The following is a 1,189-nucleotide window of genomic DNA, read 5'->3' on the forward strand; positions in this document are numbered from 1 at the left end:
TGGAGTGCCTATGAAAACTTATTCGGTATTCAAAATATTCCAAAGCTGTTTGAAACGTACTGCTTATACAGAATTCTACAAGCTCTAAAGCACTTACTATGTCACGAAAAAGGATTTATGTTCTTCGATAACAGTGGAACCCAAGTAGAGTTATTAAATGAGCCAGAATACTGGATGGTAGGAAACAACAATGGCTTTTCTGACAAGATCGTGAACAGTGAAGGCTGGACGATATCCAGAAATAAAAAAAGCATCACTAAAAGAAAAATTTCAGGTATCTATTGTAAACGAGTTCCTGACTTTGTTATCAAGATAACCTCAACTAATGAAACCACAAAATTATTAGTTTTCGATGCGAAGTATTCTAAAGAAAGTTTGAGCTTTACTGAGCACCTACCACAACTAACTATGAAATATGTACATGGATTACACAGCAAAAATTCTGGTCAACTGGTAACAACTAGCCTCAGCATCCTTTGCCCAAGTGATTCTGGCTTAGTAAGATCTTTCCACCACGATAGATACGCCTTTGACGGCGAAGCTCCAGCACAACCTGCCTTGCAGGTAATTGGCCTAATACCTAGCGAAGAAATTGAAGACAACTTGATAACAGTGGTTGAAAAACTACTCGTGCTCAACAAAGTAAAACTCATTGGTGATACTGGAAGTCGATGACATACTCCCCTCCTTCTAAGTTCATGAATAATTTACTCTAAATACTCTCACAGATCTCATTAGTGTAGTAATGTTACAAAGCAGAACTTGATTTTCGTTTTCAGCAAAATAGATCTTCAATCTCATACCAATCAGGCAACTGATAGACCGCCGCATTCATGACCTGCTATGCTGCACTCATGTTAGCTATATCGTTAACATGCTACCTTGAAGTACAAATATTAGCTATATAGCTAACAATATCATTCCGACCTTGATTTAAGACACTTATAATTTATAGCATGACATCTTAAATTATGTAGCTATACTTATGTTTTTTACATAACTATAACCACGTAATGTACAAGCGGTCCGCCAACACTCTACTCTCAGAAGCACTCGAAATTTCTCCATCAGTTCTGCTCTCAGGCGCACGACAGGTAGGCAAATCAACATTATGCCTGGCTATGGATCAGGAATATCGGGTATTCGACAATCTCGTTGAGCGAGAAGCTGCTCTGCATGACCCTGTCGG

At 38.5% G+C, this 1,189-nt stretch carries 1 protein-coding gene; it reads left to right on the forward strand.

Annotation, left to right across the window (positions count from 1 at the left end; translation table 11 throughout):
• Nucleotides 1-675: nuclease domain-containing protein (locus tag DKW60_RS23370; RefSeq protein WP_219988907.1), on the forward strand; the 675-nt coding region annotated here is incomplete at its 5' end.
• Nucleotides 676-1,189: the final 514 nt, after the last annotated feature.

It is taken from the genome of Leucothrix pacifica (assembly GCF_003172875.1).
In the GTDB taxonomy this organism is placed as follows: domain Bacteria; phylum Pseudomonadota; class Gammaproteobacteria; order Thiotrichales; family Thiotrichaceae; genus Leucothrix; species Leucothrix pacifica.